Genomic DNA, 16,070 nt, shown 5'->3' on the forward strand with positions numbered 1-16,070 from the left:
ATAGTCAAGTTTATAGCTTCTTAACTTTTCTTTTCTTAGTATATTGTTTTATTAAGTATACAGCTATTCTTATTATCAAGTAAATTATGAATATATATAAGAATCCCCATATACCGGCTACTATATCTGCAAACTCCATATTTCCCCGTTTAGTTATTTTTTGTTCTATTTCAATACCAAAAACTATTACAAGTAGTACTGTAAAAGTATATATAAAGGATATGGCTGTAATGCTATATTTTGCAAGCCATTTAAATAGCATTTGAGTTCCTGCGAAGATTAAGATACCTATAATTCCTATAATTATAAAATGAAGTTGTTTATCTGTAAGGTTAAATCCAGAGCCCTGTGATTTTTGTATAAAAACATCATGAATATCATTCACTGCTCTCATTAGTGCTTTTATTATTGCTACCATTGATTAACACCCCCTATGTTTAGTCTTATGTTATAGCTAATCCTTAAAATGTTCAAGTAGAAAATTATTGATAAATTATAAATACTATACTACAAAATTTTATACATTTCATATTGAGATATAGGCATCTTCTTAAATCCATTCTTAACTAAGAATCCAAAAGCTTGACTATTATTAACAAAACTAGTAGTAATCATATTTATCCCCAGTTCTTTAACGGCATAATTAATTAAAGATGACCCAACTCCACTGAATCTGTGGTTCTTAGCTACATAAATAAAACTTATCTTGCCTGATTTATTTATACTTATACCACTAACAAGAACATCATCAATAAAGCCTCCATAATAGTATGTATCCTTTGATAAACTTAGAAATTCATAATCATTTTGCCAACTAATATGTCCATCATATTCATCACATATTTCTCTATACTTATCTAAAGTTATATCTTTAATAACCAATTTTTTATTATGATATCTTTTCAAGTTACTCACATTATCATTAGAATAAAAGGATATATCATAGATTTTACTATATCCCACTTTATTATAAAAAGAGATTGCTCTATCATTTCCAACAATAACTTCCAGAAACAATTGACTACACCCTCTGCTTTTTGCAATTTCTTGATGTAATTGAAAAAGTCTTTTACTTATCCAGCCCCCCCTATAACTTGGATGAATTGCTAAGGCCCCACATCTCAAAGTTTTTACTCCATCATATACTTTTATGCCGCCTAGCATTAATCCTACAGGTTTATTACTATCATATACTACAAAAGAATATTCTTTTGAGTTCCCTTCAGCACCAAAGAATCTTCCTTCAAAATCTTCCTTATTAACATTAAGTTTTATTATATAGTCCGAGAATCCATCCTGAAACGCCTTAAATATATCATCAATAGTTACATCTAAACAATTTTTATATTTTATCATATAATTCCCCCTAAGCTGCAAACAAAATTGTATACATAGTATAATTTTAATACTTCTTATAATACTACTACCTAACCATAACTTATTACAAGCAAAAGGCAGAAATTTAAAAATATGTTAATATAAAACAACAAAACCTACCTAAAGTAATACCGATTATTTAAAATAATCAGTAACACATTTAGAGAGGTTTTAAATTTTTTTATTATAAAGTACCATGTTAAAATTAAGTGGGCATGCTCCGATGCTTTGATGAGCTTATGCAAAGAATTAATAGGATTTTTTAATAATTAAGCGTCCTTTTTAAGAACTTCTCTTTCAATTACTTCTATAACTCCATTATCATCATTGCTTTTAGCCATAAATCTTCCATACTTCTTTAACTCCTCAGGTGCATTTACCATAACATAGCTATGATAAGCATTTTGAAGCATTTGAATATCATTAAAGTAGTCTCCAAATACCATGGTTTCCTCATGAGTTATGTTAAATTTTTGCTGAAGATAGTTAATAGCAACTCCCTTATCTATATCTTTTCTGAAGATATCAACCCAGTCTTGTCCTGAAACTGTAACTTGAAGTTCTTCTTTCCACCTCTTATCAATCTTTTTGTATGAGTTCTCGCTTGATCCTTCTAAATCAAAAATTGCTACCTTTAAGAAATCATCTTCTATATCCTCAAAATTATCTACTTGCTTTCTATTATAATAATATTTTTGCAATTCTTTTAAGAATCTAGGATTTGTATCTTTATAATATCCGTACTTCTTGCCACATACTACTGGAAAACAGTTAGGTATTTTATTTACTTCTTTCAAAATTTCCATAATAGTTTCTTTAGGTAATATCTTGGAAAAAAGTTCTTTTCCGTTATGAACAACAAAAGAACCATTTTCTGCTACAAAAAGCATCTTATCCTTAGCCTTGCCAAAGTTATCAGCTAGGGTATAATACTGTCTGCCACTGGCTGCCACAAATATTACACCTCTATCTATTAATTCATCTAAAGTATCAAAGAACCCTTCCGGAAGTTCCCCCTTGCTATTTAGTAATGTTCCATCCATATCTGTTGCGATTAATTTTATCATTAAACAACCTCCATCTCTAAACCCATATATATAGACGATGTTAAATCACCATGTTGAAATTAAGTAGTTAGCCATCTGAAAAAATCATTTAGTTTCCTGCATAGCCAACCAATTTCAACACTATTCTTAAACATAGGCAAAATCTAAATCATATTAATATAAATATGTATTTATACTATGATTTGAAACATCTAATAGTTATTATTTATGAGTATATTTTATCACATATTAAAGGATAAATCTATGGAGGTCCATAAATGCTAGTTCTTCTTCCACTAAAACTTAGTTTCTAGGAATTAATTCTATATTTCCATCTGATAACTTTATTAATTTATTAAAAATATCTTCAAGTGATTTCAGTATATGTATAGCAGAGTTCTTATCTAATAGTTCATGGAAATGCTTATTAATAAATTTTTGTATTCCTCTTAAAAGTATTTCAACAACCTCTTCCGGAAAATCCACCTCAAGGCTTCCTTTTTCAATTCCCTCTTTTATTACACCTAAAATAAGTGGATAACATCTATTAAAAAACTCTTCTTCTAAAGCATTATTTAACTTTAAGTTGCTACTATCTCTCTCAGTATTTGCAAACACAAGGTTACTATTAGTTCCTAAAAACATTGCTTTTAAAATTGCTTCAAGTTTAGGATTAGGATCTAAATTTGAATTATAGATAGTTATTAATGGTACTATATATTCATCTAACCGCCTTTTCAAAAGCTCACCTAGTATTTCTTCTTTTGAAGTAAAATAGTGGTAGAAGGTTCCTTTTGCTATAGATAGGCTATTAACTATTTCATTGATTGAGGTATTGTCATACCCTTTCTCAATAAACAATTCTAGAGACCTATCCATTATTTCGTTTTTTCTTTCCAATGGATCTTTTACAATTCTCTTCATTTTATTTCTAAGACCTTTCTATCTACTCTATCTTTTCCGCAAATTCTATTTACAGCGCCAAACTTACATGCTTTACTACATTCGCCGCAAAGTATACAATCTGAGGATTGCATATTATTATGCTGAACCTTTTCCATAACATTAATACTCATTGGGCAACTTTTATTACAAGCACCACATTTCTTACAATTGCTTGATTCTGTATCTAATTTTAAAGAAGGAATATTAAATTTATTTTTTATCTTATTTCCTGTTATATTCAAAATTGACATTGGACATAAGTAATGGCAAGTAGCTCTCTTACCTAAGATAATAGGCAAAACCGCGAGTAATGTTAATATAGTAAAATACCCTATAACATTCGATATCTTATCTACACTTACATAGCCTTCTGTAAGGTAAAACAAATTCAACTTGTACCCACTATTAGAAATTAAGGCAAAGGCTATTATTGAGATCCAAGTAGCCCCTAGTATATATTTTAAAACCTTCAAACCCTTTATTTTCTTAAGAGGCTTTTCAATACATCTATCTATTATCATCTGCCAAGCACCATATGGACATACGTAAGCACAAAAGGCTCTACCTATAAAAAGTGACGATATTGCCATAACTGACCAAACTAAAAATGCTCCTGATATAAACTTATTAAATAAACCATCAATTATTATGTATGGAGAAAAAAAGTTAAGCGTAATTGGTAATGTAAAGAACATGATTAATAATACTAGCCTTCTTTTATTTTTCATAGTTAATCCCCCTTATATAGATGTGAAGAGTTTTTATATCAAAACTTAATTTATACCTGCTCAAAAATCGCGGTTTCTGTGGATCTTCGTACATGTATAAACTAATAGCTGAGCTAGGAACTTTATATAATATTATACTTCGTTGACCGACCGCCGGTCAATAAGGTGATATAAATTTCTTTTATGCTCACTGAAAATTTTGAAAATTGTTAGAATTAAACTAGTTTATATTCGCTTAACTATGATACAATATTGTTAATTAAAGGATAACTCATATAAAAATAAAGAAAGGTTGATTCAATGAAAATTGCACATTTAGCACTATGGACTAGAGACTTGGAGAGGACAAAAAACTTCTACTCAAAGTATTTCAATGCTGTCCCTAATGAAAAGTATCATAATGAAAAGACAAAATTCAGCTCATACTTTCTATCTTTTGATGATGGTTCTAAGCTAGAAATTATGGAGAAACCCACTGTTCTTTCAATAAATGTTTCTGAAGATTATGAGTGCTTTGGTTATGCTCATGTAGCCTTTTCTGTTGGAAGTGTAGAAAAGGTAGATGAATTGACAAAATTACTGGTAGATGACGGATATACTGTTGTCAGTGGACCAAGAACCACTGGAGATGGCTATTATGAAAGTTGTATACTAGATCATGAAGGCAATAGAATCGAGATAACCGTATAACAAATTAACTGATAGTTATACTTTATTTCTCTCTATTTATAACAATAACTTATTATACGAACAATAAGGTTAAAATATAGAAAACCCCTATATTTTAACCTTTTATTTTATGCACTGTTGAAATTAAGTGGTTAGTCATCCGATTCTTTAATGAGCTTCTCCTACATAACCACTTAATTTCAATAATATTTTTAAACTTAACCCTATTTTATGGTTATAAATTTTAATGCTGCACTATAAAAATTATTTTTCATTACTAAGTTCGATAAATCTTTCTATGTCTTCTTCCACTATCTTTAATGAGCTTCTCCAGAAGTCAACTGAGTGTATATCCACTCCTATAATCTTAGTAACATCAGCTATTTTTCTATCACCTGTAGATGCTAATAAGTCATCATATACCTTTACAAACTCTTCGCCTCTCTTTAGATACTCTGCATAAAGACCTTTTGCAAATAATAATCCGAAAGCATATGGGAAGTTGTAGAAATTATATTCTGCATCATAGTAATGTGGCTTGCATGCCCACATATAAGGATGTAGGTATTCAGGATCTAACCCATCTCCATATGAATCTTTTTGTGCTTGTAACATTATTTCATTTAAATCTTCTGCACTTAATGCACTTTCTTCTCTTCTATTAAATAGCTCACTTTCAAATAAGAATCTTGAATAGATATCTACTATTACTTGAGTACAATCCCCTATTTCTGATTCTAAGATTGAGAAAGCTTCTTCTTTTGTCGCAGTCTTAACCGCAGCTTTTTTAACAATAGTTTCACAGAAAGTTGATGCTGTTTCCGCTATAGGCATTGGATAGTCAGAATTTAATACACTCTTATCCTTAACACATTCGTCATGATATCCATGACCTAATTCATGAGCTAAAGTTACTACATCGCCAAAGTTATTTCCGTAGTTTAAAAGGAATCTACTTTGTTTTATAAAGTGAAGATTAGAGCAAAAGGCACCTCCAACTTTCCCTTCCTTTGGCATAACATCTATCCAATCACTATCAAAAGCTTTCCTAGCAAAATCAGCAAGATTGTCACTAAAGGTTCTGAAGTTATCCTCAACAAACTTTTGACCCTTTTCATATGGGAATTCCATATCTACATCTCCCATAGGTGCAAAAAGTTCATAGAATGGCAATCCATTTTTATAACCTAAAAGCTCAGCTTTTCTTCTCAAATATTTTCTAAAAGCAGGCAAGCTCTCTTTCATAGCAGTTAGCATAGCTTCTAGAGATTCTTCATCCATTCTTGACTTAAGCAAAGTTTCTTCTAATGGAGATTTATAGCCTCTTAGCTTAGCTAAGGTTATAACTTCTCCTTTTATGCCGTTTAAGGCTGCTGCAATACCGTCATCTACTTTTTTATACGACTTCAATTCAGCTTCATATGCATTTTTTCTTACTTTTGCATCTTTATCATATGCCATATTCCTAACAACAGTAAGAGGTAGCGCCTTTACTTCACCATCCACTTCAATATCCACAAGTACAGTTGAAGTTAGAAGATCTCTAAGTTTTGACCATGAATTTGAACCAGTATTTCTAAGTTTAGCTATAAGTGATTCTTCTTTATCACTTAATAAATATTTACTTCCTGCTACTATTTCTCTTAAAAAAAACTCATGTTCCTTCAAAAGACTTGAGGAATTAATTAATTTATCAATATCTTTGACTTCGCCTATCCATTTTTCTATTTTAGCATTTGGCTCAGCAAATCCACTGTTTTTTTCCTGTAAAATATCTGAATACTTAAGTGCTGCTTTATTTTTTGTATCAACACTCAATGTAAGATTAACAAAAGAAAATAGTCTGCTGAACAAACTTTCAACTTCACTAGCTTTGTTTATAAATTCTTCAAGCTTATTTTTCTCATCGTCATGAGACTCACATATACTTCCAGCTAATTTTTCATATAATCCTGATAATTCATCAGCTCTTTTTAAATCATTTAAGAAATCTTCACCTTGAAAAGAACTGTATATTTCCTTTAAACTCCAATTTAACCCCATCATAATCCTCCATTCGCATATCTACCTAAGGTTACTCTATAGATATACCACTTGATAATAAAGTTTATATTTTTAAATTCTCTCACCAGAACCCATAAGAGTTTTAAAAATAGATTTCGAATCGAAGTGGCACATCTTTAGTAACCTTTTCTCTAATAGACAGAATTTTCTTATTTAAATTATAGCATTTCTTTTATATTAATCTAGAGTTTTATTAAATATAATAAATTATTTTTATCGTTATATTTTATTTTTTAAAGGTAAAAAAACAGTATAAAAATTATCCTTCTATACTGTTTCATTATAAAAACTTAAATTATTTCTTCAAATAATTCTTTTAAATTAATTACTTCTATTAAATCAGCGACCTTAGCATATGCTCTTTTTACATGTTCCTCTGAAGGTTCTACTAAATCTGGTACCAGTATACATCTCATTCCACCAGCTACAGCTGCTTCTAAGCCTCTTTCTGAGTCTTCTAGTACTATGGCATTTTCAGGCGCAACATCTAACTTTTTGCAAACTGTTAAGAATATTTCTGGATCTGGCTTACCTTTTGTTACTTCATCGCCACAAATAATTCTATCAAACTTATCAAACACACCTGCTATTTTTAAAAGTTTAGAAGCCCTTTCTCTACTACTTGAAGTAGCTACTGCTTTTTTTATGTTATTTTCTTGTAGATATTCTAGAAGTTCTATAAGACCTTTCTTTATGCCAAGTCCTTCCTCTTCAATTATTCTAGCTACGCATTTACCTTGCTCTGCATACATACTATCAAAAGGAAAGTCTTGTCCAAATACTGTTTTAAACTGATTTGATATAGAAACGCTGTTCATTCCTAGAAGTCCAAGAAGAAATTGCATCGGAATATCATAATTATGTAACTTGCCTACCTCCTGCCATGCTCTCTTAGTAAGTGCCTCTGTATCAAACATTAATCCATCCATATCGAAGATAACTAGTTCTATTCTACCCATATATAAATCCTCCAAATAGCATTTTTATTAAATTGCGTTGAGTGCTGTGTTCAGATCAGTGTATCCTTATAATCCATTACTTTTAGTAATAATAACAAGGAGATTCTTCTTTAATTATATCACTGTTAAAAGATTTAATATTTTCTTATTTTGAAAGTATTATGATTATATGGATTCCTTATAGCTAAATTTATATCTTTATCTAATGTTCTATTTAATAGCATAACTGAAATTAAGTGTTTATACAGGAGATGCTATATGAGCGAGCTATTAGAATTAAATGATTTTTTCAGATGGAGTGGATCTAAAAAATCACTAATCGTTCTTTATTAGCGATTTTTTTACGCATCTGCCTTTTCTGAACGTATGTGAAGAAATTCTGGCAGGCGATATATTCTCACTTTTTACTCTTTAGATAAACAACCTTTTTAGTTTTATAATATATAAAATATGAAATAATTATGAAAAATATGGATTTGTAAAGAGTAAAACTGTACTGTTCGAATGTAGTGAGTTTACAGTTTTAGCCATGGAATATGAAAAAATCATATTAATTCTTTGCGTAAGCTCATTAAAGCATCGGATGAATAAACACTTAATTTCAACAGCACCTTATTTAATATACCTTAACTATCTTAAAGCCTTTTCTTTCTAATTCATCAGTAATTAACTGAACATGTTCGTGCCCATTGGTTTCTACTGTAACCTCCAGTTGAACCTGCATGAAGGCATCGAAGGTTTTAAATTTATTATGATCTAGCTTAATTATATTAGCATTTAAATCTCCTAATATCTGGGACACTTTTTGTAATTGTCCTGGCTTGTCTAAAAGTTCAACAGTAAAGCAGAACTTTCTTCCACGAGATACAAGTCCACGGTCTATCATTGATGCAATTGTTAAAACATCTATGTTTCCCCCACTAATTACACATGCTATCTTTTTGTTTTTTTCATTTATCTTTCTTAAGGCGGCTAAAGGCAATACACCAGAAGTTTCACCTATTAGTTTATGCTTTTCAAGTAATATAAGAAAAGCTTCCATAACCTCTAGATCAGAAACCGTTACTATCTCATCTACATACTTTTTAATAAGTTTAAAATTCAAATCGCCAGGAGTTTTTACTGCTACACCATCAGCTATTGTCTTTAAATTATCTAGAGAAATAACTTTATCATTCTCGATTGACAACTTTACTGCATTTGCACCTTCTGGTTCAACTCCTATTATTTTAATTTTAGGATTGATTAATTTAGCTGCAACAGCTATCCCACTAATAAGTCCGCCGCCACCAACGGGTACTATTATACAATCCACATCTTTTAGTTCATTCAAAATTTCAATTGCTATAGTTCCTTGACCTTCTATAACATCTATATCATTAAAAGGATGCACAAATGTATATCCATTCTTTTCTTCTAATCTCTTTGCTTCTTCATAAGCCTCATCATAGCAATCACCATGAAGCACAACATTTGCGCCAAAGTTTTTTGTAGCTTCAACCTTTATAAGTGGAGTAGCTTTTGGCATAACGATAGTTGCTTTTACTCCTAATCTTTGAGCAGCTAGAGCCACTCCCTGAGCATGATTTCCTGCCGAAGATGTTATTAACCCCTTTTTCTTTTCTTCTTCAGTAAGCTTACTTATTTTGTTATAGGCTCCTCTTATCTTAAAAGCTCCTGTCACTTGAAGATTTTCTGGCTTTATATATATATCATTTCCTGATTCTTTACTAAAAATATTACTATAAACAAGCTTTGTCTCTTTCAATACATCCTTTATCCTATTCGTTGCCTCTAAAAATTGCTCTTTTGTAAATTCATTACACTCCACCATCATTATTTGCCCCCTATTTTGTCTTGTTAAAAAAATTCTAAATTATTAGCAGTAATCTTTATATCTATTAGCCCAACTGTATTCGTATAAAACTACCTGAAAAATAAGCTCGCTCCAATACTTATTGAAGACGAGCTTTGTCTAACTAATTTAAAATTATTATATAAATATTCTATCAAATTTAGAATATTTTGTGAAGTGGAGGATAAAAAAATAAGCCCAATACAATTTGAGCTTATTTTAAGATAACCATCTATTAAATTTTAATTATTCTTTTTATCCATATCTTCAATTATAGTTTCTATGTCAGATAGTACCTCTTCTAACTCTCTGTTAGAATCAACAACATAATCACATCTTATAACTTTAAATGCATTTTTATCATGTTTTATTCTCATATATATTTGTTCATCATAAAGGTTATCCTCATTATACTTTCTTCTACACATCCTGTTATAACGAACCTTTTCATCTGCATTTAAATATATAACTATTATTTCAGCATCCTTTACTTCTTCTTTTAGTTCACGAACACCAACTGGATCAACTATATAAATTGATGCACCTTTACCTCTATATTGTTGCCTGTTTGCCCAGTAATGATTCCCATCAAAATATGTATAAGCTATTATATTAGATTTCTGTTCACTAGTTATAGTACTTTCTATATAAGCCTCATAGTCAACAAATATATGTCCTTTTTCCTCTTCATATCTCTGTTTTCTTGTAGTATAACTTTGTATATAATTATAATCTTTTTTTGAAAGTTCTTCTGCTATAGTCGATTTTCCACTTCCACTTTCACCAACTATACAAATTATCCTATCCATAATTCAGCTTTCCTCTTCTTTCTTAGTGTTATATATTTAACTTTATATGACTCCAGCTTCTATCTATAGATATCGCAAAAATCCTTTAGATCAATTCTTCAAAATCGTTATGTATCTCTAACATTTAATATATATATTATCATAAAAAAGTCGCTGAAGCGACCTTCTTAAGTGAGCTTTTTTAACAGATCTGCCTTTCCGAATGCAGATGAGAAAACTTACAGGCGACACATTGATATTTTAACATGAGGTATTTTTCTTACATAGCACTATTTATTTTTATGTTCATGTTTTCTTTATCAACTACTACTTTATCCACAAAATCACCTATACTATTTGAAAAATCATTTTCAAGTATAAAATCTGCCTTGCTAATTACTGCACTAGCAGACTTCTTTGCTATATTGTTGCCTACATTTTTAATCATAACAAAACTTCCTGGAACTATAATATTTCTTAAACTATTGGACTCACATATAATTAAAGAATTCTTAGGTATAACTGACATAAAATACTCCATACCTTCATCTAAATGACTCTGTAAACATTTTAGCCAATACACTTTCTCTGCACCTGCTTTAAGTAAAAGAGAAGTATCTTTATTGCTGCTAGTACTAACCTCTTCTATGAGTTCAAAATTGTCTTGTATATTTGTGCAAACTCCACAACCATCCCCACCCCTTGGACACTTTCCATCTTTATGTTCAATTGTTGTTATCTTCAATGCGATTATCAAGAACTCTTTTTTAAACTTTTCAATTAGGGCTGTTGCTAGAGTAGTCTTTCCACTATTTCTTCCAGTTGAACCTATAAGAAACATTTGATTAATAGTACTTAGTTGGCTTTCCACTTGAAACACTTCCTTTAAACTAGGATTTCAAATTTCTTAGTTCTCAAATAAAATTCTATCTCCTATAGGTATAAAAATCAAATTTGAACTTCTATAGATAAAGCATCTATAGTAATCTTCTTCAAGAAAATTATTATAGATGCTTGTATTATACGTTTTTAAATTTTTTGATACTTAATAATCACAACCTCTAAACCTTAAACTGATTTGCCAGTTCAGTTAAAGCTTGAGCTGTTCCAGCCTGGCTTTGAGAGGATGTTGATACTTCTGATACTGAATGAGTAACTTCATTAATGCTTATTAATATATCCTCAGAGCTTATTGCTGATTCCGTAGCAGTAGATGATAAATTTTCTAGAGCAAAAGCTACCTGCTCTATAACTTCCTTCATCTGATTTGATGCTGATGCAATATCGCTAGCCATCATATTTACAAACTCAGCATCTTTTTCATATTGTATACCTGTATCCATAAACAATTTATAGGTTGGCTTAACATCATCTTCAAGGTATTTAAGAACATCTTGTCCACTTTTAGATAAGTTTAGGAAAGCCTGTTGAACTCTCTCTATAAGTGAATTTATATTTGCAACAGCTTGAGATGATTGTTCTGCAAGTCCTCTAACCTCATCTGCTACTACTGCAAAACCTTTGCCCATTTCTCCAGCTCTTGCAGCTTCAATTGCTGCATTTAAAGCTAAAAGATTAGTTTGTTCTGCAATTTCTCCTATTGATTTTGCCATAATTCCTATTTCACTTACTACTTTTCCGTCTTCAATTGCTTTTATGATATTGTTTCTATTACTTATGTATATCTTTGTTCCTTCTTCAAGGCTGTTTGTAGCCTTTGCCTTAACCTCTTCTGCTCTCTTCTTTATTTCTACAGCAGATTTAAAGCTCTTTTCTGCCTTATTTGCTAAATCACTTGTTGTATTTCCTATCTCTTGAGTTGACGCACTAATCTCTTCAGTAGTTGCACTTAAATCTTGTATTCCTCTTGTTATCTGTTCAGTAGATTCATTTACCACTTGCATCTTTGATGCAACTTCCTGAGAAGTTGCAGATAGCTGCTCACTTGCAGAACTTATATCGCTACACCCATATATAATTTCAGATATAAGTACCTTCATATTATCCTTAGCTCTATTTAAATCTTTAGCAAGATTTCCTATTTCATCTTTCGAATCAATATCTATATCTGCATCCAATATTCCTTTCCCTAAATCTTCTGCAAAAACTACTACCTTCTTTAGTTTATTTGAAATCATAGTTGCTATAATCAATCCTAATGATAGTGCAATAAGAAATGCAAATGCAGATATAACTATTATCTGGATTTTTGAACTGCTGTATGTATCATTATTTGAGGCATAAATCTGATCTGCTTCATTTATAGAAACAGCACTTAAGTCATTTAAGCTATTAAATAAGCTTTCTCTAATTTTAGATGCTCCCGAGATTTGTGTCATGGCTGACGTATAATCTCCTGCTAAAGCATACTCACTAATCTTTTTTCCTGCCTCCAAATATTGTCTAGAGGAACTTTCTATGTTACCTAATATTTGCTTATCCTTTTCACCATCTTCTTTACTTTTATATTGCCTTATACTTTCACTGCTGACCTTTATTGCTGCAAACATATCATTGCTCTGCTTAGTTAAATCATCAATCTCTTTTACAATTTCATCAGCCTCGCCTGGATCTTTTTTTTCCTTATAAGCCATCTTTAATAAGTCTGTTCTTATATCCGAATAAGCTTGTCTAAACTTATTGATTTGGTTAATATTTTTTAAACTATAATCGTGCATTACAGTAGCGTTAGAATTTATCTTATTCATATCTCTAAGCCCTAAATATCCTATCGCTGCTATAAAAATTGAAATAATAACAACTAAATTCACTATTTTTGTTGAAAGTTTTAAGTTTCCTAACCATTTTTTCATACTGCTTCCCCCAATTCTTGATAAATTAATGCAAACGAATAATCGTTCGTTTTAAAGTAATTTTTTATTTTTCTATACTTTTCCAAAATCCCTCCCAAAGTCTATCTGCAAACTTTTTATCTAAAGGGATATTGTAAATTACGCTCTGCTCAAGATAAGCTAGCATTGCGGCAATATATGTATAAAATAAATTTTCATTACTTTCATTAATTATTCTATTTTCACTTTTCAATTTTGAAAAAAATCTTTCGTAAAACTCTATACTTTTAGAATTGATCATAAAGTTAGAGTATCTATCATTGTTCATAGTTTCTTTAGCATTGGCAAATAATGATGCCTGCTTTAGAAAAAGATAATCTTCTCTATTCTTAGTAAAATGAGAAATTATAGCATTATAGTGCTTGTTAAGAACTTCTTTAGCATCAAAGTCTTCAGTAGCTTCTACATAGCCTGTTACTGGCTTTATTGACATTGAGGCCTTTTTCATACATTCCTCCCATATAATCATAAATAACTCTTCTTTACTAGAAAAATGAGAGTATATAGACGATGGTTTTAGCCCTGATTCAGCTGCTATTTCTTTTACAGTTGTTCCATCAAATCCTTTTTTAGCAAACACTTTTAATGCTGCTTCTTTTATATTTATGTATCCCATAGAAGTCACTTCCTATTATGTATAGTATAATTATTTATCGTGCACTTTTCCCTGAACTTAACAAACGATGAATATTTATTGTGTGGTTATGTTACATAAAATCAATATTATTAACTTACCTATATCTATTACTTAATATAATTTAAATAAATATAAACATGCAACACTAAGAACTTTCATTTCTATTATAATGTCACAAGTAATATATTCTAACTTTAGACATACTACTCTTATTAAAATCTATAAAAACAATTTTTCACCGATTTATCGAAGGTATTGTTTTAAATCCAAATATTTAAGTAGTATGTCCGTCAATAGTAATATGGATGTACCACTTCGTAATGAAACTTATTATTTTTAAATTCTCTCACCAGAAGCCGTGAGAGTTTTAAAAATAGATTTCGGTTCGAAGTGGTACATCTATAGTTATTACATCTTCATTACTTAGATCATACAATTTACAAGGCTAATATAGTAAAGCTTTATTGAATTATCACCCATATATCGCTCTTAATTTTCTCAAAAACCTCATAAGGAAGATACATGTAACCTTTATCGCCAAAATCAGTTCCCCATGAATTTCTTAGAATAAAATACCCTTGTGAGCTTGTTTTCTTCCTTATTAAATCGCATAGTTTTTGCGGAGTACTGTTTGTTGTTGTTGCACCATCAACATATCCTACCAAGAGTACAGCATGACCTCCTAAAATCGTTTCAAAACCTCCAGGCATTGGCACAACTCCATCTTTGCCAACTTTTTCAAAGCTTTCATAAATATTTATTCCAAGCAATACTGGAAGTAAATTAGCTAAAGCTTGCTTAACTTCTTCCATAGTAGTAATTCTATGATATGAGTTTATAGTATATTGGAGTGCATTTTGGTCAGCTATTACTGAAGGCATATCTGTAAATCTTGCAATGTTATAAGGAAATAGATTCTCCTCACACACACCGTATTTTGTTAAAGCTGCACATATATCTCTTATTGAAGCACCACTATCTCCATATATGGTTCCTTCAATCAATCTTTCTTTATAGTAAAGAAACAATCTCGAGAGCTCCACTCTGTTGTTTATAAAATAGGATTTGTTAGCGCATCCTGCATTTGCAGTACATGATCCAAGTTCCCCTTGATCATATATAGACGGCATCTTTTCTCTTAGATCTATTGATTTAGGCAATTGTACAGCCTTTGAAAGAGGGTGATTCTTAAAATAGTAATCTCTTTCATCAACTTTATCTTCTTTTAAGTTATACTTTCTAATTGGTTTATTTTCTTTATTTCTATTTACTTTATCATCTTTAAAACCGTTTGTTTCAGTTGTAGGATTATTCAATATACCTAAAAGTACAAGAATGCTTAAAATTGCAGTTGCAATTTCACTATAATTATTAGGCAATATATTTAATCCAAAGCCCTTACAAACCATAGGAACTAATGCTATTACTGAAATCCATAATCCATAATTTTTCAATCTCGACTTAATATCCATACTTATCCTCCGTTTTCTAACAATGCAGATACTCAATTAATTGTTTATTTAAAATCAATTTAACTTCCCTTACAAAGCTAGTACTTAAAAATCTTATCTACATCAATATTTATCTATAGTTTTTTATCTAAGCTTGTACAAAATATTTTATTGCCCCTCTATATATAATAGTTTTTATAATCTATCTTGCTACACCTTATCTAAGGATTTTATATTTTCGCATTGTATATAGGTAAAAGTCACATATTATAATAACTGTGATTTGGCATTTCAATATTTATCTTTTTCTTATAATAAAAATTAGTTATCTACATCATCTCAGTTAGTATAATTTGCTAAAGAATAAAAAAAATAATTAAGGAAATCAATAATTATGTGCACTTAAATTAGCTAAAAAAATTCTCAAATTTAGTATTATTAATCGACCTAAAGGAGATATTTTTATGAGAGAAAAAGTGAATAAATTAGATACAAAATCAGAACAGGCTAAAGAATTAGGAATAGAGGTTCCAGGGGATGGATATTGGGGCAATACTAGTTCTAAAGTATGTGGAGCAATAGGTGGAGCCGAAGGCGGTAATTTTACTAAAAATGCCGTTCAATCCTTTGAAGAAATGTTGACCAAAAAGAATAAATAATGACTAAATATTAAAAGCACTAATCAATAAAAATTAGTGC

General features: G+C 30.2%; 15 protein-coding genes. 2 read left to right on the forward strand and 13 right to left on the reverse strand.

Annotated elements, in window-relative coordinates; all coding sequences use genetic code 11:
- Window positions 1–10 precede the first annotated feature (10 nt).
- The 5 genes from OCU55_RS17825 to OCU55_RS17845 all read right to left on the reverse strand — a co-directional run bounded on the left by OCU55_RS17825 (window position 11) and on the right by OCU55_RS17845 (window position 4,096).
- Complete coding sequence (locus tag OCU55_RS17825) at window positions 11–418, reverse strand: hypothetical protein (protein ID WP_261853649.1); 408 nt, start codon at window positions 416–418, stop codon at window positions 11–13.
- 89 nt (window positions 419–507) lie between these two features.
- Entirely contained in the window at window positions 508–1,356 is an 849-nt protein-coding gene (locus OCU55_RS17830) for a GNAT family N-acetyltransferase (protein WP_261853650.1), read from the reverse strand.
- 290 nt (window positions 1,357–1,646) lie between these two features.
- A complete protein-coding gene (locus OCU55_RS17835; protein ID WP_261853651.1) occupies window positions 1,647–2,444 on the reverse strand; it encodes a Cof-type HAD-IIB family hydrolase in 798 nt (265 codons plus the stop codon).
- Between the two features lie 282 nt (window positions 2,445–2,726).
- A complete protein-coding gene (locus OCU55_RS17840; protein WP_261853652.1) occupies window positions 2,727–3,347 on the reverse strand; it encodes a TetR/AcrR family transcriptional regulator in 621 nt (206 codons plus the stop codon).
- On the reverse strand, window positions 3,344–4,096 hold the full coding sequence (locus OCU55_RS17845) for a 4Fe-4S binding protein (protein WP_261853653.1): 753 nt from the start codon (window positions 4,094–4,096) through the stop codon (window positions 3,344–3,346). The genes OCU55_RS17840 and OCU55_RS17845 overlap by 4 nt, the downstream gene beginning before the upstream one ends.
- Before the next feature lie 300 nt (window positions 4,097–4,396).
- Between OCU55_RS17845 and OCU55_RS17850 the strand changes: the two genes are divergently transcribed.
- Complete coding sequence (locus OCU55_RS17850; protein WP_261853654.1) at window positions 4,397–4,786, forward strand: VOC family protein; 390 nt, start codon at window positions 4,397–4,399, stop codon at window positions 4,784–4,786.
- Between the two features lie 243 nt (window positions 4,787–5,029).
- On the opposite strand, the gene OCU55_RS17855 is transcribed toward OCU55_RS17850, so the two are convergent.
- The 8 genes from OCU55_RS17855 to OCU55_RS17890 form a co-directional block, all read right to left on the reverse strand.
- Entirely contained in the window at window positions 5,030–6,808 is a 1,779-nt protein-coding gene (locus OCU55_RS17855; RefSeq protein WP_261853655.1) for a M3 family oligoendopeptidase, read from the reverse strand.
- Window positions 6,809–7,119: 311 nt separating this feature from the next.
- Complete coding sequence (locus tag OCU55_RS17860; protein ID WP_261853656.1) at window positions 7,120–7,788, reverse strand: HAD family hydrolase; 669 nt, start codon at window positions 7,786–7,788, stop codon at window positions 7,120–7,122.
- Window positions 7,789–8,404: 616 nt separating this feature from the next.
- A complete protein-coding gene (gene ilvA / locus OCU55_RS17865; RefSeq protein ID WP_261853657.1) occupies window positions 8,405–9,625 on the reverse strand; it encodes a threonine ammonia-lyase in 1,221 nt (406 codons plus the stop codon).
- 260 nt (window positions 9,626–9,885) lie between these two features.
- Window positions 9,886–10,452 carry an AAA family ATPase gene (locus OCU55_RS17870; RefSeq protein WP_261853658.1) on the reverse strand — a complete coding sequence of 189 codons (567 nt, stop codon included), beginning with the start codon at window positions 10,450–10,452 and terminating at the stop codon, window positions 9,886–9,888.
- A 259-nt stretch (window positions 10,453–10,711) separates the two neighbouring features.
- Complete coding sequence (locus OCU55_RS17875) at window positions 10,712–11,302, reverse strand: hypothetical protein (protein ID WP_261853659.1); 591 nt, start codon at window positions 11,300–11,302, stop codon at window positions 10,712–10,714.
- A gap of 190 nt (window positions 11,303–11,492) precedes the next feature.
- Window positions 11,493–13,244 (reverse strand): methyl-accepting chemotaxis protein, encoded by a 1,752-nt coding sequence (locus OCU55_RS17880; protein WP_261853660.1) that lies wholly within the window; start codon window positions 13,242–13,244, stop codon window positions 11,493–11,495.
- Window positions 13,245–13,308: 64 nt separating this feature from the next.
- A complete protein-coding gene (locus OCU55_RS17885) occupies window positions 13,309–13,899 on the reverse strand; it encodes a TetR/AcrR family transcriptional regulator (RefSeq protein ID WP_261853661.1) in 591 nt (196 codons plus the stop codon).
- Window positions 13,900–14,381: 482 nt separating this feature from the next.
- Complete coding sequence (locus tag OCU55_RS17890; RefSeq protein ID WP_345795601.1) at window positions 14,382–15,392, reverse strand: C1 family peptidase; 1,011 nt, start codon at window positions 15,390–15,392, stop codon at window positions 14,382–14,384.
- 443 nt (window positions 15,393–15,835) lie between these two features.
- Here OCU55_RS17890 and OCU55_RS17900 point away from each other — a divergent pair, with 443 nt between their 5' ends.
- Window positions 15,836–16,030: an alpha/beta-type small acid-soluble spore protein gene (locus OCU55_RS17900; protein ID WP_261853662.1), complete on the forward strand. Its 195-nt coding sequence runs from the start codon at window positions 15,836–15,838 to the stop codon at window positions 16,028–16,030.
- The last annotated feature ends 40 nt before the right edge of the window (window positions 16,031–16,070 follow it).

This window comes from Clostridium folliculivorans, from assembly GCF_024341905.1.
Lineage (GTDB): Bacteria > Bacillota > Clostridia > Clostridiales > Clostridiaceae > Clostridium_AR > Clostridium_AR folliculivorans.